The 22,572-nt window shown below is 60.9% G+C and carries 15 protein-coding genes; 6 read left to right on the top strand and 9 right to left on the bottom strand.

Annotated features, from left to right (window positions below; all coding sequences use genetic code 11):
• The first annotated feature begins 485 nt into the window (after positions 1-485).
• From ACG00Y_RS03085 to ACG00Y_RS03075, 3 genes are all read left to right on the top strand, one after another.
• On the top strand, positions 486-1,886 hold the full coding sequence (locus ACG00Y_RS03085; RefSeq protein ID WP_394475862.1) for a tyrosine-type recombinase/integrase: 1,401 nt from the start codon (positions 486-488) through the stop codon (positions 1,884-1,886).
• A 240-nt stretch (positions 1,887-2,126) separates the two neighbouring features.
• On the top strand, positions 2,127-3,242 hold the full coding sequence (locus ACG00Y_RS03080; RefSeq protein WP_394475860.1) for a ParB N-terminal domain-containing protein: 1,116 nt from the start codon (positions 2,127-2,129) through the stop codon (positions 3,240-3,242).
• Between the two features lie 6 nt (positions 3,243-3,248).
• Positions 3,249-4,178 carry a hypothetical protein gene (locus tag ACG00Y_RS03075; RefSeq protein WP_394475858.1) on the top strand — a complete coding sequence of 310 codons (930 nt, stop codon included), beginning with the start codon at positions 3,249-3,251 and terminating at the stop codon, positions 4,176-4,178.
• 104 nt (positions 4,179-4,282) lie between these two features.
• Here the strand turns inward: ACG00Y_RS03075 and ACG00Y_RS03070 are convergent, their stop codons facing one another.
• Positions 4,283-7,396 (bottom strand): N-6 DNA methylase, encoded by a 3,114-nt coding sequence (locus ACG00Y_RS03070; RefSeq protein WP_394475856.1) that lies wholly within the window; start codon positions 7,394-7,396, stop codon positions 4,283-4,285.
• A gap of 42 nt (positions 7,397-7,438) precedes the next feature.
• Complete coding sequence (locus tag ACG00Y_RS03065; RefSeq protein WP_394475854.1) at positions 7,439-8,536, bottom strand: DNA cytosine methyltransferase; 1,098 nt, start codon at positions 8,534-8,536, stop codon at positions 7,439-7,441.
• 984 nt (positions 8,537-9,520) lie between these two features.
• On the opposite strand from ACG00Y_RS03065, the gene ACG00Y_RS03060 reads away from it, so the two are divergent.
• The 3 genes from ACG00Y_RS03060 to ACG00Y_RS03050 are packed head-to-tail and all read left to right on the top strand — an operon-like array spanning position 9,521 to position 11,183.
• Positions 9,521-9,907, top strand: coding sequence for a hypothetical protein (locus tag ACG00Y_RS03060; protein ID WP_394475852.1), 387 nt, complete (start codon positions 9,521-9,523; stop codon positions 9,905-9,907).
• Positions 9,904-10,653, top strand: coding sequence for a StbB family protein (gene stbB / locus ACG00Y_RS03055; RefSeq protein WP_394475850.1), 750 nt, complete (start codon positions 9,904-9,906; stop codon positions 10,651-10,653). Before ACG00Y_RS03060 ends, stbB begins: the two co-directional genes overlap by 4 nt.
• A 59-nt stretch (positions 10,654-10,712) precedes the next feature.
• Positions 10,713-11,183, top strand: coding sequence for an H-NS histone family protein (locus ACG00Y_RS03050; RefSeq protein WP_394475849.1), 471 nt, complete (start codon positions 10,713-10,715; stop codon positions 11,181-11,183).
• 172 nt (positions 11,184-11,355) lie between these two features.
• Here the strand turns inward: ACG00Y_RS03050 and ACG00Y_RS03045 are convergent, their stop codons facing one another.
• From ACG00Y_RS03045 to ACG00Y_RS03015, 7 genes are all read right to left on the bottom strand, one after another.
• Complete coding sequence (locus ACG00Y_RS03045) at positions 11,356-11,694, bottom strand: DUF7673 family protein (RefSeq protein ID WP_394475847.1); 339 nt, start codon at positions 11,692-11,694, stop codon at positions 11,356-11,358.
• A gap of 116 nt (positions 11,695-11,810) precedes the next feature.
• Complete coding sequence (locus ACG00Y_RS03040) at positions 11,811-12,671, bottom strand: DUF932 domain-containing protein (RefSeq protein ID WP_394475845.1); 861 nt, start codon at positions 12,669-12,671, stop codon at positions 11,811-11,813.
• Between the two features lie 811 nt (positions 12,672-13,482).
• The gene (locus ACG00Y_RS03035) at positions 13,483-14,460 is read right to left on the bottom strand and encodes a TAXI family TRAP transporter solute-binding subunit (protein WP_394475843.1); all 978 of its coding nucleotides are present in this window, start codon (positions 14,458-14,460) and stop codon (positions 13,483-13,485) included.
• Positions 14,461-14,599: 139 nt separating this feature from the next.
• Positions 14,600-15,457: a formylglycine-generating enzyme family protein gene (locus ACG00Y_RS03030; protein WP_419964748.1), complete on the bottom strand. Its 858-nt coding sequence runs from the start codon at positions 15,455-15,457 to the stop codon at positions 14,600-14,602.
• A gap of 440 nt (positions 15,458-15,897) precedes the next feature.
• Positions 15,898-20,778: an NACHT domain-containing protein gene (locus ACG00Y_RS03025; protein WP_394475839.1), complete on the bottom strand. Its 4,881-nt coding sequence runs from the start codon at positions 20,776-20,778 to the stop codon at positions 15,898-15,900.
• Positions 20,779-21,651: 873 nt separating this feature from the next.
• Complete coding sequence (locus ACG00Y_RS03020) at positions 21,652-21,879, bottom strand: hypothetical protein (protein WP_394475837.1); 228 nt, start codon at positions 21,877-21,879, stop codon at positions 21,652-21,654.
• Positions 21,880-21,965: 86 nt separating this feature from the next.
• On the bottom strand, positions 21,966-22,190 hold the full coding sequence (locus ACG00Y_RS03015; protein ID WP_394476188.1) for a type II toxin-antitoxin system ParD family antitoxin: 225 nt from the start codon (positions 22,188-22,190) through the stop codon (positions 21,966-21,968).
• Between the last annotated feature and the right edge of the window lie 382 nt (positions 22,191-22,572).

The raw sequence follows: 22,572 nt of genomic DNA, 5'->3' as shown, positions 1-22,572 counted from the left end.
TTGGTTGGGCAAGAGTGGGGTCCTGGGGCATGAGATCCTCCTTGATGCGGTCTAGACCACTCGGGGATGCTGAACATGCGCGAATAAGACGGCGGTCGTGCCGGTGTGGGGCTTGCCTGCCGCAGCCTTTTGCCAGTGGACCCCTGGGTGGACCCCTCAGAGCTTTTTCGACGCCAGAAAGGAAAAAGGACTTAGAGGCTTTCGCTTCTAAGTCCTTGATTTCTCTTCTTATTTTTGGTCGGGACGGCGGGATTCGAACTCGCTACCCCTTGCACCCCATGCGATTAAGAAGGAAATCTGGCGGGATGTGGTGGGACGCTCTGGGACTAAAAATGTTCTTGTAAATCAATCGGTTGCGTCTATCCTTGTGTCCCAAGGCGTCTAGCGAGATTTGCCGAAAGCCCGGCGCTGGTTTACCCACTGGTTTACCCATTGGAGGGGTTGTGACTCGGTATCCGAGGCAAGGAAAAGGCCGACGCTGGACCGTGAAAGAGCTGGAGTCCGTGCCGGCCGGCTGGAAGCGCGACACCCTGAGCGACGGCGACGGATTGAGCGGGGAGGTCCGTTTATCGGACGGCGGCGCCGTCTTTCTGCCGTTCCGGTATGCCTTCAAGTGGGAGGGCAAAGTGACCTGGCACTACTGCGGCAGCTGGCCCGCTACAAGTCTTGAAGCGATTCGTGTCGAGCGTGATCGGGCGAGGGCGCTGATCAAAGACGGCGTGAAGCCGACCGACGCCAAGCGAGCCGCAAAGATCGAAGCGCAGGCCAAGGTCGAGGCGACTATTGCGGAGGCCGCCCGTCACCAGGCCGAGGATCTTCCGCTTCGAGCGATGTTCGAAGTGTGGTTGCGGGACGGCGTGAAACGTGCAGGTGAGAACGGCGAATTGCAGCGCAGCTTCGAGAAGGACGTGCTGCCGCTCATTGGTAGAAAGCCCGTGCGGTTGGTGGACGAAGGCGACATCCGCGCGGTGCTGCGCGCCGTAATCAGCCGAGGCACCTATCGCATGGCCTCGCGGATCTATGCCGATCTGGTGCAGTTGTTTGCTTGGGCAGAAGCTCGCAAGCCCTGGCGCGCGCTCATGATCGAAGGCAATCCGACCAAGCTGGTCGAGTTGGCAAAGTTGCTGCCGCACGGATGCGATCCAGACGCAGAGCGTGACCGCGTGTTGTCCCCCGATGAGTTGCGCGAGCTGCACGCAAAACTCGCAGACATGGAGGCCGCCTATGCAGCGACGCCAGCTGGACAGAAGTACGGGACTGATCGTCCGCTGAAGAAGGAGACGCAGCTCGCTCTGTGGATTTGCCTGGGCACGCTCTGCCGAATCGGCGAGCTGTTGATGGCCCGTTGGGAGCACGTGAACCTACAGATCGGCGAGTGGTTTGTGCCGGGAGAGAACACCAAGACACGCGTCAGCTGGAAGGTCTACCTGTCGCCATTCGCGCTGCGGCAGTTCAAGGCGCTGCATGCGCTGACCGGTGACACGCCGTTTTGCTTCCCCGCCCGAGCGGCGACTGGTGAAGCGCCAGCGCACCACGTCTGCGTGAAGAGCGTGTCCAAGCAGATCGGCGATCGCCAAACACAGTTCAAGAAGCGCGCCGGGCCGTTGGCGCACCGCAAGCATGACAACTCGCTCACGCTGTCAGAGGGAGCGGCGGGCGCGTGGACGCCCCACGACTTACGGCGCACCGGCGCCACCATGATGCAGCAGTTGGGCGTGTCACTCGATCTGATTGATCGATGCCAAAATCATGTGTTAGCCGGGAGCCGTGTCCGCAGAGCCTATCTGCATCATGACTACGCAGCGGAGAAGCGTGAAGCTTGGGAGCGCCTGGGGGAACGGTTAGACGCTTTGCTGGTCGCCTTAAACGTCGTGCCCCGTGACTGATCAAGAGACCGCTGTTGCCCAGGGCGGAAAATCCCATCCCCCTAGGGCTGCCTTCTGCATGCCCCGCTGCGGCAGTCGATCTCAGGCTATAGAGGGGACGGCTGATCAGGAAGGCCCGCCGACATCTCATTTCTGCTACCTCATAATGCCAGCAGCCAAAATCATCCCTATTCTCCTGGGCGCGGCCGGTCTGGCCGCATCTGGGCCGGCCGCGCAGATCGACGTCAAACCCTGAGCACAATGGCTAAAACAAGCACACCCTCTGCCCAGGCCGCGGCTGCAGCACCGCCGCCTATTGTCAGGTTCAAGACCAGGGACCTGCATTTCGACCCAAAGAATCCGCGCTTTTATCGGCTCAACAACGCGATTGAAGACAAGCAGGTAATCGAGGAAATGCTCGATGACGAAGGCGTTCAGGATCTGATGGCGTCGATTGGTCAGAAGGGCTACTTTGAGGGAGAGCCGCTGCTTGTCACGCGAGAAGGCGGCCGGCTGATCGTCGTAGAAGGCAACCGGCGGCTTGCGGCCGTCAAACTACTAAACCGACAGTTTGAGCCTCCGGCGCGCCGTAGGTCTAGCATTGCAGAGCTTCGTGAGGCCGCCTCTGTTGAGCCGCCTGTCGAACTGCCGTGCATTGAATATCCGGATCGCCGGTCATCAATGCGCTACCTGGGATACCGGCATATCACCGGCATCAAGGAATGGGACTCGCTGTCGAAGGCCCAGTACCTGATGGACATCCGCCAAGAGTTCTACAAGCGCTTGCCTAAGAGCGAGTTGCTTCGAGTTTTGGCCAGAGACATTGGAAGCCGTGCAGACTATGTGGGGCAACTTCTCACCGGCTTACAGCTTTATCACACGGCTCAAGATGCGAAGTTCTTCATGCTTCCCATGGAGTCCAAGGACGTAGAGTTTTCGTACCTAACTACGGCCCTCAACTACAAAAAGATTACTGACTGGCTGGGTCTTTCGTCGCGGGACGATTTCGAAATGTCTGCGCTCAAGGATGATCGCCTGCAGATGCTCTTTAGCTGGCTGTTCCCCAAAGATCAGCAAGGGCGAACCATCATTGGCGAGTCTCGGAACATCGGCAAGCTGGCCGAGATTGTGAGTAGTAAGCATGCTGCGGCAATGTTGGCTAAGACGCGCGATCTGAATACCGCGTATCTGTATAGCGAAGGCCCGCAGCAAGCCCTTAACAATGCGCTCGACGAGGCTCAAAAGCAGATTTCCATCGTGTGGAACATGCTGCCCGACACGAAGCCGCTTACGCGTGACCACTTGAGCCAAGCCGAGAAGCTAGCAGAGGGCGCGCGCGACGTGCGAACGTACATTCGTGAGAAGCTAGAGGACTAGCCGGGCATGCTGACCGCATTGGAAGTGCCGCCCGATACGGGCGATCCGTACTTGTGGACGGACTTTGCCGAGTTGCGTGCATTGGTTCATCCGGACAGGTGCTACTCGCGCGGTGACCTAGTGGGACTCGCGAGACGCGTGGAGGCAACGGCAGCGAATCGGAAGTTCGACCCGGAATCGCGATGGCGCGATCTGATCAGCTTCGCGGCGGCGCGACGCACCGAATTTGGAGATGCTGTTTACCCATTCGCGGTAAGTGCGGACGAGGACACACTCGAACTTAGGGAAGCGCCGAGCACTCCTCAGCAGCATTCCTATTTGCACTTGCTCCTGGCATCGCTGTTGCGCCATATCGAGTCAACTCGCGAGCGGAACGAACTCGCTCGCTACTTTGAAGGACTTTCACTGGCGGTATTTCGGCATCTCATTCCCGTAGGTTCTGAAGTTCACGCAACTGGTGCTGGAGGGGGTGCTGGGGCTCGTTATAAGGGCACTCTGTTGGCGAAGATGACTGCGATGGCACACGATATCCGCGCAGGGGTGAACTTCGTTGCCCGCGACTTCAAACGCAACGACAGCGGGGATGGCGGGATCGATCTTGTTGCATGGCATCCCATGGCGGATGACCGAAAGGGCATCCCAGCGGCCCTCGCGCAGTGCGGCTGCTCCAAAGAGGATTGGCGGTTCAAGCAGCTTGAGACCAGCCATGCAAAGCTCGGGTGGAAGATGCCCATCATGCATCCCTGGGCCAGCTACTACTTCTTGCCTCTTGATTTTCGCCACGCCGATGGGGGCTGGGCCAACGAGAGCGATTTGGGAGGCGCAATCATCGTGGATCGGCTGCGCCTTCTTCGGCTGGCAGATGCTCATCAGCTTCATGCGCTGGCACCGCGCTGGGCACCGCTTCGCGCTGTGATGAGTGCCCGGTACTCGTAGCTGATCAGTATGTGCGGAGATCTAGCCCATCCGAGGATTTGTGGCACCTCACGCCTGACGCGCTTGCCGAGGCGGCTTGATGTCCGCAGGTTCGCGTAGGCAATCTAGATCGAAAGCAGTTTCCGGACATGCGAATCAAGCCGTTCGAAGTCCGATTCTTGCGCATCGCCTGCTCTGTTCGTCAGGTCCATTGCGATAGTGCCGATGGCAGACATCTCCCCGTTGTCCTCGTCGAACTTTGGGATGTTGAGGTACTCTGCAACGCTGGCACCCAAGCTGAGTTGCGCCGCGTAAGCGGACACCGCCTTGGCAATGGTCGGGGCGTTTAAGAAACCTGTCAGGTAAGCCGCCTCGGGCTCTGATTCAAGCGGTATGAAATAGAGCTTGTGGTCAGGCACAACGGTTTTTTCGCCCGCGTGCTTGATCGTTGCGCTACCGATGTATGCCGCAGCGAAGGTGTTCCCCATCTCGCGCCATAGCACTTTGAACGGAGCAAACGTGTAGGTGCCCGTGCTCCATAGCGAATAGAACTCCTGCCCCTTTTGGAAGCGTTTGAGGCTGGAGCGCTGTTCAAGGTGGCTCTTGAAACGATTGAGGAACTTGTATGTGTGCGGGCTCGAGGTCGGAAGGTTTGGGTCGCCATGCATGCCGCGTTGAGGGACCAGGATGCGAAGGTCTGCTTCCGGCACAGCGTTGAACGGGGCAACGCCGCGGCCGCGAAGAAGTGGGAAGAGGTGCTCTGATTCCACTGGTGCGGTGATCTGGGGAATGCCCTTCGTCTTGCCGATGTCTGCTGCGTTCTGCACCGTTACCAGCCCGGTCCCAACCGCACCCGTGGCGTGGACCCAGAAGATGCCGTTGCGATCGGTTGTGACGCCTTTCCGCGCCTTGTACTCAGGCTTTGCGCCCGCCGCAAAAACCTTCGAGAACACTGCGTGGTCTTGAGCAGACCCGACCAGCCATGGGCGCGTTCCATCGCCGCCCGGTACTGGTACCGCAGCTCCGTCAATTCGTTTGGCAGTACAGCGAAACTGCTCCGCCGAAGCATAGGTCCGCTGAACGGCGCTGCCATCCGGGTTTGGGATCCATGAGCGGTAGGGAACAGGGAATGCAGTCGCTGCGTCTCGCTGAAGCATCAGGAACGTTGGGTGGTTGCTGACTCCATCGAACGGCTTGATGTCTTGGTAATCCTCAACGAGCAAGACGCGGCAATGCAAGCTGCCGTTGTCGATTGAAAAGCGCCTAAAGCCTGCACTGGATTCCGTCGTAAACACCGATCCGGGTAGGAAGAAGCCTAGGCGCCCGTCCCGCGCGAGGTAGTGCTTCACGGCCTGGTAGGTAATTACGGTCGAGATGTCAGACTCGATGCCGCCCACCCATCTGTCAGTACTGAATACGCCGAGTCCTCGGCAATGTTCTTGGATCGACTGGGCATACTCCTTTGGCAGGTTGCTCCACTTGACCCACGGCGGATTACCGCAGATGTGGGAGGCGGGTGGAATCGCGCCTGCTGCAAAGCGATCGGCCAAAATTGAACACCAGATACCGTTCCACCCTTGGTCATGGAGTTCGACCAAGTTGCCCACCGTCGTGCCGACGATAGAGATATCGGATGGATCTAGACCCATTGCTTGCAAGTCGGCAAGGATCGAGCCGCAGATCTTTGCTGCGTGATAGTCCGCATCGATCAGCATCCGTACCTTCGCAAAGACACGGAAAAAGTCTGGGTGTCCGATCATCCTTTCGGGGACGGAAAATTCCCTGGGGCCAACTTCCGTTTGCAGGACGTGGCTGTAGTTCGAGAAGAGGTCGACGGCCGCCGGGTAGACGGCGTCCGCCAAATAGACCGGAAGCCGTATGGGCTGCGCGGGGTCGAGGTGGGGCGACAGGAAGACAGCAAGCGACCCTTTCGCGGCGAGGACCGCAAGAGGGTTTAGGTCGATGCCGTGGATGCCCGCAAGCAGCGACTGGGCCGTAGCGCCGCTGTCGGCCTTGCGCCGGCGTCGAATCGCTTCGAGTAAGAAAGTACCCGACCCGCAGGTGGGATCGGTCAAGGAATTATGCGGCTTCCATTCGAGCAGGTCCATCCCGTGTTCTGCAAGCCAGTCTGGCGTGTAGAACTCGCCGAGCGCGTGTCTGACTTCTCGGGGGATGAATCGTTCGTAGATGCCTTTGAACAGGTCTCGTGTCGTGTCTGCGTGCTTTTTCGATACGGTGAAGTCAACGCCGCCCAACCTGCCCAGCATGGCGCCGAGAGGCGCTTGGAAGCGGAGCCAGCCGCTGTCGTCCAGGTACCAGGAAAAGAAATCTCCGCTGAGCATGTTCAGAATACCGGCGTGCTCGAACAGCTCACCTGTCTCCACCGACCGCAGCCGATCCGCCACCGGTACTCCTGGCGCCAGCACGTCCTGGCTGGCCCTGGGAAGGGCGCAAGCAGCTACCAGCTTCGCGATGATGGCGATGTACGTGTTGAGCGCAAATAGGTATGCAGCGGGGTTCTCTTGGTACGGTTGGTCGTGCGAGATCTCCTGCCGGGCAAGCAGCTTTTTCATGTGCGCAGGCTGGAACCCTACGACTTGGCTAAAGAGCCTGCGCCATTCCGAAAACAGCATCTTGGTTTTCGTGGTGGCTGCTGAAGCATCCGCCCTGCAGATGCTGGCGTACAGCTCAGGGATCAGCGCAGTACCGTACTCCGAGTCCGGCCCTACCAATGATTGTAAAAGCTGTGGGTGGACTAGAGGACGGCCGTTGCTTTCAAGTGCGGAGAGCAATCGTTCAGCCGAGATCCTATCGAAAGAGGCAACGTCTTCCCAGGCCGCATCCACGCCGTCAAACTGTCCGAAAGTGATGTGCGCCCCGTCCCATGCGACCAGGACGTATTCTTGGAGGGCGCGTCCCTCTTCGGCGGAGATCAGCTCTGCATACTCTTCAGCCTGCTGCCGTGCGTGGACTGCCTTCGCGCCTGCGCGTCCGCCAAATGACTTCGGGGGTTCGTACTCGATGACCACAGCGCCGTGCGCTACGTCGGCAAACTTAGTGGTCTTCCCCTTCGCTTTGAGGGCGCGTTCAAGCTGGAACGGTGTCCAAGGAATAGCTAGTTCGGCGCAAGCCTGCTCGAGCGCATTCTCTAACTCGTGCCGCAGCTGCGCCTCGTTCTTAGAGATCTCGGCCGCAGAGACGACAGCGCTAACGAATGCCGTTGTAGTCGCCCCGTTCACAGCAATCCTTTCGCAGACTCGTTCGGCAATTGCATTTCAGTTCTAAGCTGCCTTGCGGGAATCTGAGGCGCTGAGCGCCACCAGGCCTTCACCGGAGAAGAGGTGTGTAAATATGGTCTCTGCAAGCTTTGGCGGCACGGCGTTTCCGATCTGGGTGAACTTCGAGTCCGTTTCGCCCACTGGCGTGAACTTGGAATCGAAGGTCTGGATGCGCGCACATTCGCGCCAGGACAGCCTGCGCGGTTCATCCAGCTTTTTGCGCTTTGGGTCGGCTTCCAAGTGCTCGTATTGATCGGAAAAATCCCAGCGCTGCTTCCATCCATCTGCGAGGTTTGACCAGGTCAGAGTCATCACCGGGCTGGCTGGATGCAGCGTGATGTGCCTCCAGTTGGCAACGACGGTAAAGGCGGGATCAGCCCATTTGGCCTTCCGGTTCCTGGACATGTAGTACCAGGAGAAGTGGCCTTCCGGATCGTGCGGGCGTTCGTAGAATTCGCCTGCTGGCCACAACGGGAGGCCCTTGATCGCGTCGCCGTGCGATGCATACGGCAGTAGGGGGCCTGAAGCCTTGGTTGTTTTTCCGTGGGTTTCCTTCGGAAACTCGAAGGCTTGGTTAAGGTCTTTCCTCACGCCAACGATGAATAGCCGCTTGCGTGACTGCGGTACGCCGTAGTCTTTGGCGTTGAGTAGCTTGTACGTGACGTTGTAGCCGGCCTTGCCGTAAGCGTCGAGCTGCTCTTTCAGGAATGTCCCGCTGCTCAACTGCTTTAGGCCGGATACGTTCTCGGCGACAAAATACCTGGGCCGGACAATGCCGACTACGCGCAAGAACTGCTTGTACAGGCTCGTCCGCTCATCCTTCTCCGGATCCCGATTGCCGGCCATCGAAAAGGATTGGCAGGGATAGCCGCCAACAACGACGTCTGCGTCCGGGAAGGCCTGGATGCCAGAGATGTCTGCGTTGCGGATGTCTGCGCCGGGAAAGTACTTCTCTAGCGTCTTGCAGGCGTCCACCATGATGTCGTTCGAGAAGATGACGTGGCCGCCAGCCGCCTCGACACCGAAGTCCATGCCGCCGCAACCTGAGAACAGGGATAGCACCCGGATCTCACTACCGGCTTGTTCAAATTTCTTCTTCACGCGCTCTCGCTTCTCTACTTAGCGTCTTCGGCGTCGGGGCCTTGCGGTAGGAGAGGCCATCTCGACTTCAAGTAGCCGTCGATCGCGTCGCGTACGACCCAGGCAAGAGACACTTTGTTCTCTGCCGCAATCCTTTCCAGGACTTGGTACTGCTCCTCCGGGAAGCTGATGGAAGCACGAACAGTGCGCTCTTGCGCCCCACTGTCATTGCGTTTCGCCTGAGGGCGCATGGCTATCCCCGAACACTGAAGAGCTGATGCACCAGTTTACACCAGGGTGGTGAACGCCGCAGGCCGCTCGGCAAGGCTCAGCGAGGTGGCGGGGGAGGTCCAAGGTTGGATTGCAAGAACGCCAAGAGGCGCTCCTCGGTTTGCTGCAGGTCGCGGATTTCACATTCCCACAACTCGAGGACCTGCCAGCCGAGGTCCAAAAGGGCGGCGCGGTGCCGTTGGTCCCGAGATCGGTTCGCCTCAAGCTTTGGGGACCAGTACGCGGTATTTGATTTCGGTCCTGGCGCAATCCGGCAAAGATGGCCGTGCCAGAAGCAGCGGCGACGGAGCCAAGCGTAGAGCTGAGTACCCGGCGAGCCGAAGACGCTGCTTGCCAGCATTCGCGATGCTTGTCATCCAAATGCCAGTGCTCAGCCTATCCTGCACTAAAGCATTTCTGTCCTCACCTCGGGCTTTCAGCCCGCAGGTGCAGGAAGCAGCGGGCGGCGAACCGCACGCGTGGCGACGCAAAGCCGCGTCCACCTGCACCGAAGGCGACGCGCTGGCGCCCGGACCCGCCGCCCATCCGACACACAGGCGGCGCTTGTGACTGGTAGCCGACGCAAAGCCGACGCGTAGCCGCCGCCGCTGACACCGATCCGGCAGCCAGGCGCCGCGGTTTTGCCGCGAACGCGCTGGTTTTCCGCCATGAATCCAGCTCGCTCGCCGACGCCCAGCGCACCTAGATTGGTAGCTCACCAGTCCAGAGCGCTGCATGAAACTGCACCCCAAACGCCCGCCTGGCCGCGTCGACCGTAAGGCTGCAGCGTACGCCTTCGACATCGCAGATCTGCGCGGCGCCGGCTACACCTACGAGGCCATTCGAGAAGCGCTGCTTGATGTCGGCGTCGTGGCCAGCACCAGCGCGCTGCGCCGGGAAGTGCAGCGACTGCGCACGCGCGAGGTCGGCAGCGCACTGCATCCAGCGCCAGGGCCGCCGCCCCCACCTTTGGCCCCCTCAGCGTCGCTGCAGTCACACGCGCCCGCGCCCCGACCACCACCGCACGACCGGCCAGGCGGCATTCGCGGCCGAGACGTGGCTGAGGCCTTCTTCAGCGCCAACCCCAGCAACCCTCTACTCAAGTCCCAGGAGATCCCATGAAACTCGCTGTCATCAACTTTTCCGGCAACGTCGGGAAGAGCACCATCGCCCGCCACCTGTTGGCGCCGCGCATCCCCCGCTGCGAGGTCATCGCAGTGGAAAGCATCAACGCCGACGACGCGCAAGGCAAAACCGTACGCGGCCGACAGTTCGCCGAACTGCAGGAGTTCCTGCAGACCGCCTCGAATGTTGTGGTCGACATCGGCGCCAGCAACGTCGAAGAGCTGCTCCAGCTCATGCAACGCTACCAAGGCAGCCACCTCGACTTCGACGGCTACATCGTGCCGACCGTGCCGGCTCGCAAGCAGCAGCAGGACTCTGCGGCCACGCTGGCCGAGTTGGCCCGCATTGGCGTTCCTGCCAATCGTGTGCGGCTGCTCTTCAACCAGGTCAACGACGACGGACCTGTAGAACGGGTGTTTGAGACATTGCTCGCGTACTGCAAGGCGTCCAAGGCCGTCGAGCCACGGCTTGCGGCCTGCCTCCGCTACAACGAGATCTACGCGCTCCTTCGGGGCACGGACCGATCCCTCAAAGCGCTGGCGGCCGATCCGACCGACTACAAACAACTCATTGCGCAGGCCAGCAGCACCGGCGAAAAGGTTGCACTGGCCCAAACACTCGCAACGAATCGCCTGGCTCGCGGCGTGCTGCCAGAACTCGATGCGTGCTTTGATGCCCTGGACTTGCAGTCGCTGCTGTTCGAGGGTTTGGTGAGTGACGCGCCGCCGCAGTTGGTATTCTGAAACTCAACGCTTTCAGCATTCCTGGCTAGACTGCTCGCGTTATTCACCCGGAGCATTACGTGGCCAAGTCCCTGACGCAGATCCAAAGCCAGATTGAGAAACTCCAGAAACAGGTCGACGCCGTTCGCTCGGCCGCCGTTGTCCGTATTCGCAAGGAAATGGCGCAACACGGCCTGACCGCCGACGACCTGTTCGGCCCGGCGAGCAGCACCTCGACTGGCAGTGGCCGTGCGACCAAGGGCAAGATCAAGACCAAGGGCGACAGGCCGCCGAAATACGTCGACGGCTCGGGCAACACCTGGGGCGGCATGGGCAAGCGCCCGGCCTGGATCCGCGAGGCGCTGGAGGCTGGCAGGTCTCTCGAAGAGTTCCTTGTCGGCGCTGCGCCGAAGCCTGCCAAGGCCGCCAAGCCGGGTCGCAAGCCCGCAGCCAAGAAGGCTGCCCCTGCGGCAGCGCCGAAGAAAGTCGCCGCTAAGCGTCCAGGGCGCAAGAAGGCGACTGACGCAGCATCGGCTTCTCCAGAGTCCTAACGAGCACAGCGGCCATCAGGGCCGCCCCAGCTCCGCTTTAGCAAGGGCTGGCACACTGCAGGCGGCTCTTCACTGAGCCCCTGCTTTTCCTCCCTGAGCAGGCCGGCCCTGCCGGTTGCAGCCCCGTGGCAGTGCCCGGGGCTTTTCTTTTGTGCGGCCGGCTGCGATCTGGTCAGCTCGCCTGACGCAAGCGCCGAACGATTTCGCGCACCCGTGCTTCGCCGTTCGGCACCAGCATGTAAAGATCCGCCCGGGCCCATCGCAGCGCATCCAGGCAGCACAGCATGTCGTCGCTGATGCCGACGTCTACGGCGCGCAGCTCGAACAGATCGAACGGGAACGTCCGCCCATTGAACGTGCCGGCAATGAATGCCGCCACGCGGCGCGTCTGTCCCGAGTCGCCCTGCTCGGCGATTCTCAGAAGTCGTGCGAATGCCCGTTCGGCCTGCGAGGTTGCCCTCTGCGAGCGTGCCGCGCAGCGGGCCATGATGTCCAGTGTTGATGTGGCCATGAGGTTCTCCTGGCTGGAGGTTGGCGCCGGCCTGGCTGCATGCTCGGGCCGCGCGCCGGTTGTGCTCACGCTGGATTCGAGGGGTGAATCCAGCACAGGGTTGCAGAGGGAGAGGCTCAAGCCTTCAGCTTGCGCATCTCCTCGGCCAGCATCCAGAGAGCCCGGTTGAGGCTCACGCCCCGGTCGATGCTCTGCACGGGTCGGGTCTGCATGCGCTTGCCTTGGGCGCTGCGGCCTGGCTGCCCGCCCCGGATGACGTTCTCTTGAACCCGCTGGAAGGTGGTCCACAGGCTGTGGCCGGTGTCCTCGAACCGCCGCGCATGGATCAGCTGCTCGGCCGTCACCGGCGCGGGCGGCTGGCCCTCGGTCCGCTCGCCGAAGCGCAAGGCCAGGGCTGCCGTGGCGAATGCCGTCTGCTCGCCGGGTTTCAGCTGCAAGGCCTTCATGCCTTCGGCGTGTTCTTCGACAGTGCTGAACTGATCCAGCACCCGGAAGGCGCCTTCGATGACCTCGCCCTGAATGTTGCCCTTGTGAGGGATGCGGATGTCTTCGACCACGTCGCCGACGACCAGACCGTTACAGCAAACGAACCTCAGCATCCCAGCGAGCATCTGGTACGAGCTGGCGCCGTCATGGCTGTTGATGAGGATGATCTCGTTGGCCTCGGGCTTGGCCTGGACCTGGCCAGCGTGGCGCATGCGGATCATGTGTTTGGTGAACTCGACCTTGCCCTCGATGCGGCTGGCACCCTGGGCCACCATGAAGGGCTCAAAACCCTCCCTGCGCAGGCCGCGCAGGACGTCGATGGTCGGGATGTAGGTGTAGCGGTCGGAGCGGCTGACGTGCTTGCCCAGCGCAAAGATGGACGGCGCCGCCGCGCGCATCTGGTCTTCGCTGAGCGGCTCGGCGCTGCGGATGACCTGGGTGGTGCGGCCACCAAAGCGGGTGGCCAGGGTCGTACGGGTCGCAGAATGCATGGCGAGATCTCCTAGGAGAGGCCAGCCGGGCTCCGGATTGAAGTCCTGAACGCTGATCCTCTTGCTCGGACTCCTCGCTCCCGCCCACGGGCGGGCGGGGGGTGGGCAGGGCCCCTTCCGGCGGGAAGGGGTTGGGGATGGATGTTCAAAACAGCAGCCGAAGCAGTGCGCCGGCTTCCCGGCCCACCGCTAGAAGATCCCCCCACAAGTCCCCCTCACAAGGGGACGGGGGTTGTGGGGGGAGCGCGGTGGGACGACCGGCGCACAGGCTGCCTCATCACGGGCGACGCAGCCAAGCAGGTGATGTGACAGCTTGCCTGGCGCAGCGCGTGCAGCGGAGGAGCCCAAACGCCACGAGCCACGGCGGCTCTGCGGCCGGCGTGACACGAAGCGAAGCGACTGGCGCGACGGTCGAGCCGTGGCGAACACTTCAAGAGCGGCCCGGCCTCGGGCTTGGCGGGCGCTCGGGGTGGCGATCAGGCCGGGTCAGCGCGCAGCGCAGTTGATCAGGGCCGGCCTGTTCGCCAAGCAGGCCGTTCGCGCGCAGCGTGAAGGAGAGTGCCTGCGGTCCGCGAGCGCGGGAGGGCCGCGATGGAGTTGGTAAGCAAGCCGTGACTGGAAGTTCTGGATCAAATGCCTGCTGCGTGACCCATACAGATATGGACGCAGTCGCCCGCTGCAGGCTGGCTGCTGCCGCCCAGTTTTGGCGACCCTGCGACCGCGTCCGCTAGCACCGGTCTTTGGACCTTCTGGCGGTCGAGCCGAAACGTTGAATGGGCATCACGGCCCCGCCGTCGCCCTCGAAAAACGCTCAGCCTCTTTCAAGCAAACGTGGCTTTGCCACTTTGCTTGATCCCTGTGGGGGACGGCCGACTTCGGCCGGCCTTGTGGCGCTCAGTACGCGGTGCAGAAGCTCGGGCGAAGGTGCACTCGCCAGGGTGTTGGCCAGCGTACTGAAGCCCGCCTGCGGCAGGGCGGCCGTCAGTTCCGGCCCCGCCTGCTGCATGGCCTTGACGAAGGCTTCGGCGCGGGCGTCGTCCAGGTCTGCGCGGGCCAGAATCAGGTTCACTGATCCGACCGTGGGCAACGGCGACTCGATGCCGGCGTAGGCCTGGGCCGGGACCTCCATGCCTTTCAGCAGCGGGTAGCGGGCGATGATGCGAGGGATCTGTGCTGGCGAAGGCCCGATGAAGCGCGCCCCGCCCGGCGACTGTGCCACCTGCACGAACCCGGGCCAGCCCTCGCCCGCGCCCCAAAGCCCGCCAGCTTCACCACTCAGCACAATGCGGGGTGAATCGGCGGCGCGTTCGACATAGATGGCCTTGAAGTCACGGTCGATGTCCAGCCCGATGCCCGCAAAGACTTGGCGTGCCAGCGTGACGAGCCCGCTGGTCCGCACGCCGAAGACGACGGGCTGCCCGGCCAGGTCTTCGAGCCGCCTCGCGGCCGAAGCCCTGGGCACGGCCAGCATGCCGGGGCTCGGGTACATCGCGTACAGGATGCACAGGCCGCCCGCAGTCCCTTTTTGCAGCACTTCGTCGGCGGATGTGCCCTGGATCAGGGCCATGTCCAGTTCGCCGCGTTGCAGGAGGTCGAGGTTCTCGACCGTGCCGCGGGTGGGCAGTGCCTGCAGCAAGTCCCGGCCCTGGCGCCGGTTCAGTACGGCCTGCAAGAGTTCACCGTACTGGGAGAACCCCCCGCCCGGCGTCGAAGTGCCCAGTCGCAGCGGCCGCAAGATGGCGGTTGCAGAAGCCGTTGCGGGCACTGCTGCAGGTGTGGCTGCAGCCATGCGGGGCAAAGCCAGCAGGCTAGAGCAAAACGGCGCCGCCAACATCAGGCGACGCCGCAGGCCAGCTTGGGCCGCCGGGGTCGACGCGAGAACAGAACTGTCGCAGGACAAGGGCACTCCTTTTTCGGAACCGGTGCTGTCAAAGGTTGCGTGCACACCGGAAGCCGATGTAGACGACCGCCATGTCGGCCTGTTTTTCCTGCGGCTGATCGGCGCGCATGGGCCCCTGGCCGTACCACCATGAACCACCCCGTGTGCGACGCGGCGTGTTGCCGGTGGAGCCGGCTGGTTCGTCGACCCATTCCCATGCGTTGGCGCCCATGTCGTGCAGGCCGTTGACGGCAGGCGGGGTAGAGGTGACACGTGCATGGCCGTGGCCACGCGACAAGCGTGCGCCCTGGGCCACGCCGCGGTCGCGCGCTGCGGGGCCGCAGTCGTCCAGGCATTGGGCACCGGCCGGTGTGTCGCCTGTGGGGTAGGCGTAGGTGCGGCCGGCGATGAAACCCGGCGCGGGCTGGGAACGCTGTTCGGTGTAGGCGGCGGAAACCCATTGCGCGTCGGTCGGCAGGCTGCCACCGGCCCAGCGGCAGAAGGCCTGCGCTTCACTGAAATTCACATGCACGGCAGGTTCATCGTCCGCAGCAGGTTTGCCGAACGGGGTGCGCCATGTCCAGCCGGGTTTCTTGACGAAGCCGGCTTCGTAGACCAGGCCGCCGCCGTCCCGTTCTGCCTGGGTCACGGTCTTCGTTGCGGCGACGAAGCGGCTGAACTGCGCCACCGTGGTTTCGGTCCGCGCGATGCTGAAGTTGTCGACACGCTGCCAGTCCACGGCCGCTGCTCCCCGTTGGGCCGCGCTGGGTGCTGCGAAGTAGCAGGCTGCGAGCAGCACAACATGCTGCCTGCGGATGCACGGGGTGAATGCCGGTCGAGTTGCCGATCGCGTGAGCAACTGCAATGTCTGTCCAACGAACGGTCGAGAGAGGCGATCAGATTGCATGGTTTGAGTGTTGCAGCAGCCCGAACCCCCAGGGCAAATCGGGGCATTCATGCTCTGGCGCGCTGCACCCTCCCTTTATCGAAAGCTGGCCAGCTGCCTTTCTTCAAGAGAGTGGTCCGTGACGCGAGCGACGGCACCCGCCACGGCGCCGTCTATCGCGGCCAATCTCGACCTTCCTCTTTTGGCACATTCCTGACCGTCGTCATGGAGTCGGCGGCTGCTTCGTGCCCAAAGCAGACCTCGGTCGAACTACGGTCCAGGCTGACATGAGTCGTTCATCGATATGCGCCTGAGCGGCAGCAACTTTCTAAACCAGTCTTTGCGCGCGACCTCTCCGAATCGGTCGGGCCTGAACGGCTCAGTCTGCGTGTCGCTGCAGGTTCATGCCAACCGATTGCGGACTAGCTAACGACATCTGCGATGCCGAAGGTTGATCGTTGTCAAGTCAAGTCCACCCCGGCCGCCACCGCGTCAAGCAGAGTGGCGCGCAAGGCACGATACCTTCCTGCAACAGCGTCAAACGAGACTACGACCAATCGCTGCTCAGCAGCCAGTGATTGCAGCAGATCAAGAGCCCTCGCTCTTGATGCTGCATCGAGCTTTGCTGCAGAAGTGAGGTAACGCGCGAATGTACCGCTGATGCTGCCATTGACGTCCTTTCTCAGCCGCGCGGCGAGGAGTTCCACAAGCTCGGAGTCGTGTTGAAGTCGCTCATAGACGGCGCGGTTGATGCAGTCCTGGGCGTCGAACTGAGTTGGATGTTCACGCGTTGCCATGCGCTCAAGAAGTTTGACGAAAGACTCGCTGTTATCGCGCGCAGCCGAAAGACGTACCGCTACAGCCCAGTCCGCGAAATTCCTATGTCGCACATTTGTAGCAAGCTCACCAAGTTCTTCAGCCAGGGGCGAATAGATGACCAGAGCAATGGATGAAGCGGCGTCATGCCCGTTGCTATGTAGAGCCACGAGCCTCCTGTGTATGCCATTTTCATCAGGGAACTGGGAGCGAAGGATTTCCGCGACCTCAGCATTGAGAGTGGCAGTGGAGTTGTTCTCGTCCCGCGACTCCAGAACTTGCCAGCAATAGTTCAGGAGTGTTTGGCTGCGTGGCCGCTCCGCTGCCAGCGAGTGCAACGCCTGCGCATCGAGTGGGAGCTTCCCCGCGTCGGCCAGCTTCAAAAACGCAGCCTTCGCTGCCGGGGACGCGCTGGGAGCGGTCGAAAGAATGGATCCGAGCTTGGTGCCCTGCCCGGAGCGTTCCAGCCTGTCGGTTAAGCTGTCTCCGAACTTTGATTCAATCTCGCCGTACTGCTCGCAGATCAACCGATAGAGCGATGGCATTTGGTGCAACACATTGCCCGTATAGAGACCTATCGGCTTTTCTCGGTCTTGCATGTTGACCAACTCGTCAACAGCGCCAATTGCAATTAGCCCTGCTAGTGCAGCACCGCGAACGGCCTCAAAATCAGGGCCGACCGCAACAGACTTTTGAAGCAACTCTTGGATGGCAGCTTCACGATGATCCTTAGCTATGGCTCGGTACCGCAAGATAGACATGCGAACCCTAAGTTCGGAGTCGCACTCTTGCAATGCCATTCCAAGCGCCGCATCTAGTGTCGTGCCTGGAGCGCCTCCCGCCGAGTACTCAATCACCTGTGTGCGAAGCCCCAAGGGCAGCGGTACTGCTGCTGCGAAAAGAGCTTCGGCGAGGTCTGGATCGTCGCGGTAGGCCGAAGCAATCGACGCGAGAGGAGGGTCGTCCCCTTGCATGCCGCGTTCTGCCAAGGATCGAACGTCAGGGTGCTGGCTAAACAGTTCGATGATCGCAGATGTGGGTGAGAACAGACCCTTGCGTAGCGGAGCCTTGAGGAGTTTTTGTACAACTTGATCGTCTGCACCAGTGCAGCCGCATTCGGAGAATCCGTCTGTCAGCAGGTCAAACCGTATCTTCGGATGATCGGCCATACTAAGAAGGCGCTCGCGCGCCAGTTTCTTATCTCGATATATGGCTGGCATGAGCGAAGCCAATTCAAGGAGCTGTTCGTCTGATTCGTCCATGAGCATGTCAATCGACTGACGCACCTCGGGATGCTCACGGCCCCATCCCGTGAGCATGGCGTGAAGAGCCCAGAATCGATTAAATCCATGCTCTTCCTCCTGGAGAACCTCACGTAGGACGGCTGCTATTTCAGAATCGCAAACGTGAGTGACATATCCCACTAGGTGGCGCATGCCAATTATTCTGTTTTCAGGGTTCTGCCAGTAGGCATTGGCAGCCTTTCGGATGTCCTCGTCTGAGGCGGCGAATTGCCCAATCTTTTGCCAAGCAGTGTCTTCGCTGAAGTGAAAATTGAACGGATGCTGACGGGTGAATTCGGCAAGAACCCATTTGCGCAAGTCCACATTCGCAATGTCACAAGCCATCAGATAAGAGGCGGCGGCGTCGTACTCCCATACGCTGTCGTATCTTCCGGTCATTCGGTCGACTGCGCTCTTGATCAATTCGGGATCATTTGGCCAATAGCGCCGAAGCATCCAGATCGCTATCGATCGATATTCGTAAGATACCGCCGACCAATTGCTTTGAGCACGCATGGCAGCATCGCGCATAGCTGGGGTGCTCATGCCTTGTGCCGAAAGGCCCATCGCCCCTACAAGACGTAATTCATGCTCACGGGTATCCCAGGCCAGTTGAAACAAGTCGATCGACTGTTGAGTACTTGGCCAGCCCAATGCAACTGCTTCCAACATTGCGACGCTCGACCGGTGGTCGCGCGAAACGGCGAGGCTTTGAATCAAATGCTGCAGTGCCGACTCAGATTCAGAAAACGCCCGAGCGTAGGCGTTCGCTGCAGCACGTTGCACCCCGCGGTCTTCGTCATGCAGGGCTCGAAACAGCGTATCCCGAAGCTCGGGTGTTGCCTCCCAATGCCCAAGCGCATCGACCAGCGACTGTCTCCATGAAAGACGATTGGGCAGCCACCTGGAAAGCCGACGCTCCACAGCGATTCTGAGAGCTGGATCGTTGAGCCCCTTCAGCACTGAAGCCAATGCCTCGCGCCGAGCCGGCATCCAATCGAGAGCCTCCACGCTTTGCATTACGACCGTCGACAATCGCTTCGCGGTAGACACGGCGCGAGCAGCCACGCCGAATGCAACATCGCCAAGCAATGCCTGCTTGTTCAGCCAAGACGGCTCATCACTGGCGGGTTCCTCAATGATGGCTACGAGACGATCAAACTCATCGCGCCTCTGCACATAGCTCAGAAGATTGGCGACAACATTGCGCCATCGACTCTGTCCGGCATGGGAACGCACAAACTCCTCAATTTCAGCAAACGGCCACCCCCCGATATGCTCGGCTGCGAGGTACTCCTCAAAGCTTGCGTGCACAAACCCTACTTCGCCTGGTGACTTCTCGACGATAAGGCCTTGCGTTTCGGAATTTACGGACAGGATTTCGGAGGCCGCATTAGTCGCGGTTGTGTAGTCGAGTTCGAAGCCTTTCGGTGACGCGAGATATGAATGCAACGTGTCGCGAGCGTCGGACAGCGCGATACCAGCACCTCCAGCGTGCCGCCAAACCTCGTATGCCAGTCGAGCAATTGCTGCTCGGCGCTGGTCTTCACTTGCATGACGAAATCGAGATTCTGTGTCTCCCGATGCAGTGGCACGGTTGTTCGGGTGAACTTCCAAGAGAACGCGCACCAACTGGTTGTAAACCTCACCGCGCGTACGCGGCAGGATCTGCCCTCGAAGAGCCAGCGTCACCAGGCCGACCAGGAGTAACGGGGTGGACGCCAATTCGCCGAGACTCGCATCGCGAGACAACTCTGCCATGAATCGGCTAGTTCGTAGACTGGAGTCTGAAGGCGCGATTTCGCCAGTGGTGGAACTCGAGAAGCGTGCAAACCAGCGCGATGCGATGGCGCCTTGCTGAAACTCCGAGAGCGGTGCGATCTTGGCCCGCTTCCAAGTCGCCGGCAGCGCGCCAATGCGATCTAGACCGCGCGGGCGGCCAGACACGATAGCTGGTATGCCGTGAGCCTCCACCGAAGTGACGAGCGCACTAAGCGTTGTTCTTGCGGCCTGTTCACTGCTCCACTCATCAAGACCATCGATGAGTAGGAGAACTCGATGATCATCGATGGCCTGATTTATCAGATTGGCCAGGGATTCGGTCAGCAGTTGTTCAATGGTGCGCCGAACAATTTCTTTAACCCCGACTATGCCGCCTTCGCGCGCTGCTTGGGCTGACCAGCGAGCAAAGGGTATGTAGACAGGTAGATGCCGCCCCCATTGCGAGGCGAACTCTGGGAAGAGTGACTGGCTATGCAAGATATCAAGCGCAATGACTCGAAGCAAAGTGCTCTTGCCGCTGCCGGCGTCGCCGAGTACCACCAATCGTTGTGAATTCGCTGCCCATTGAATTAAAGGGATGCGGCGAGTTCGACTGCTTTCCTTCGGGATTGTTCTTGCCCAGCCTTCTCTGGAGTGTTCTTGGGAAGCTTCGGATCCGGCCGCGTCTCTCGCAGCGTTGCGTTGGTCGTTTGCGGCTGCGGTGAGCGAGGATTTCTCGTGAACGAGAACATCGGGCGCGAGGTACCGCTCCAAAAGCGTCAGCGCAGGGCGACCATCGGTGTCGACGACTGAACCAAAGCTGCCGGGATCAACAAAATGAAAGTGAGTTTCGTAGACGGCAGCGAGCTGGCTACGAGCCCTGGCGAACGCTCCGCCGTCAAGCCGAGTCTTGAGGGCCTCCGCCGCCTCCGCACCGAGAACAGCGGCTACCCACGGCCGGCCGAAGAAGTCGTCAATGAGAAGCGGGTGATCTCGCAGGCAGCTAGTGAGCTCTTCACCGTCAAGCGCAACAAAGACAATTCCCTGCTGGGCAAGCTTCGCTGCTTGCCGCTCAATTTCGTCTTGAACGTCCGTCGCTCGGAGTGAGGCTTGAACGGCGATCGTGAAGCGTTCCGAACGAGACGCCCAGCTACCCAACATGAACAGATCAACCGCGTCACCAATTTGCCCGGCGCTGAAGGATTTGTGACGCTTCGCTTGGAGGCAGTGATATCGACCGTTGGCCTGACGGGCGTATACGTCGAGGCCTTGTTGTGCGTCACCAGATCTTCCGTAGCGCGCAGCGTGTTCCACCTCTGCGTCCAGACTGATTAGCCTATGGCACAGCCGTTCAAAATTCTCCCAGGTGAGCTGGCCGAATGGCAGCACTTGTTCCCGAGTCATAACCGGCAGGGCGGCAGGTATGCTGTCTGCAGGACCGGTCAACGACACGGTTAGATTGGCGGCGGGCGGGCTAGGCATACGACATTCTGGCCGAGTATCAGCTCCGTCCACAGTCCTTGGCCCGCACACGAAACCTGCTCAAGAAGGAGCAGATTGCGGCCCCACGATGTAGCGCTTCGCCAGCGTCCGCTCAGTGCTAGCGGCCGTTCCATTGATGACATCGGGGGTTAGCTTTCGCTGCAGGGCTGTCCATCACCGTCGATCTGGACTTTCGGCTTTGGGCACATTGCTGCTACACGACTCACAGATCGGTGCGGCAGCAGCCAGCCTGGAGCGGACCTCGGCGTGGCGGCGATCTGCTTTGCAGCGTTATGGAGAGCTTTCCATAGCGCTGCCTATGCGCAGGTCGCAACTATGCGCAGATGACGGGCGGGGCGATCCTCTGATGTCCAGGATATGCGCGGCCTCCAAGGAGGCACGGGCGGCCAAACCTTGACATAGTCTTCGCGAGCATGCGGCGATGCGGAGCAGCGAGTGATGACGATGGCTGGTTGTCGCATTTCGCGCCCGTCCTCGACCCGGCAACGATGCATCGTCGACCCAAATCGCGCGAGTGCCAGTATCCAACGGCCCAGCCGATAGACCCAAGGCCAGTGTCTAGTTCGAGGCGAGGTCAGCCATCGAACTCGCTAGGACCGCAGTCGCAGCGGGAACCGTGCAGTTCGCGGACGCATGTCACCGACAAATATGCGCAGAATCTGCAGCGCGTATCGTGCGGCTTTCATAGGGCAACTTGCGCTGTCACGGCTTCGTCGTGCGCATAGTTGCGACCTGCACATAGGCAGCGATTGCTGCCGCCCGACCTGGCCGGCGGCCAGGAACTGCTGTTCGCAGAATCAGGTTTGGGGATGCCCGCAAGCGAGTGGCAAAGCGCAAAGCCAATGGACGGGCTCAGTTGTTCATGACTTCGATGTGTTCGGGGTCTTGTGGCTGCCCAACCAGGCGGACAACGAACACGTGATCTACGCGCTCAAAGTACCAAAACGACAGAGGGAAGCCGTCCAGGCGCCAAGCACACAGTCCATCGATGTCGAGTTCCTGTGCGATGGCCAGTGAGCTCATCCCAGGCGGCTGCTCAAGCGCATGCAGCGCCTGCTTCATGGCGGCGACCAGCTTCATCGCCACCGTCGACTCGGCTTCGTTGCAGTAATACAGAACCTTATCGCGGCGGTCTTGCTTGGCCGCCGGCGCCAGCCTTGCTAGCTTCACTGGCCTTGACCGTCGGCGATGCCGTTCGGTTCAGCCCAGTCGCCGCGCGTGTACGGCGTTGCTGTTCCCCTGGTAAGGCCGTCCTCGACCAGGGCGCGCAGTCGCTGGACCCGTTGCTCACGCTGGGCCTTTCGAATCAGTTCGCGCACGTACTCGCTGGTGTTGCCGTACTCGCCGTACTCGACCCACTGAGCGACGAGGGAGTCCTGCTTTTGAGTCAGGTCAGTGCGGGTCTGCGCCGGGCAGGCAGTTCGGGCTAATTTTTAGGCCTTCATGTCTGGCCAGCGGTCGGTCACGAAAGCCGGGATCAGCGGCTCGAGCAGGCTCTACTTTGACGCCTGCTCATTCATGAAGCATTCGTTGAGGCAAGAGCAAGGGTTTCTACAGGGTATTGGTCGACTTCAAACGTGGGGGGGCAGCACGTTTAGCTGCGATTCAGTGGTTCGCCGCCCTTGAAGCATTCTTTTACAGATAAGAATTCAACGCGCAGATGAAGCGTTCGGACTGATCAAGCCGCACCGACGGCAGTGTTTTCAGTTTCGCGTATCGATCCACTGTCGGTCGTCCTGATTCCGACAGTGCGCAAATTGGGGTGCAAGCCCC

It is taken from the genome of Pelomonas parva (assembly GCF_043555835.1).
GTDB lineage: Bacteria > Pseudomonadota > Gammaproteobacteria > Burkholderiales > Burkholderiaceae_C > Pelomonas > Pelomonas parva.
The sequence above is the reverse complement of the archived record's forward strand: the minus strand, read 5'-3'. Positions and strand labels throughout refer to the sequence as shown.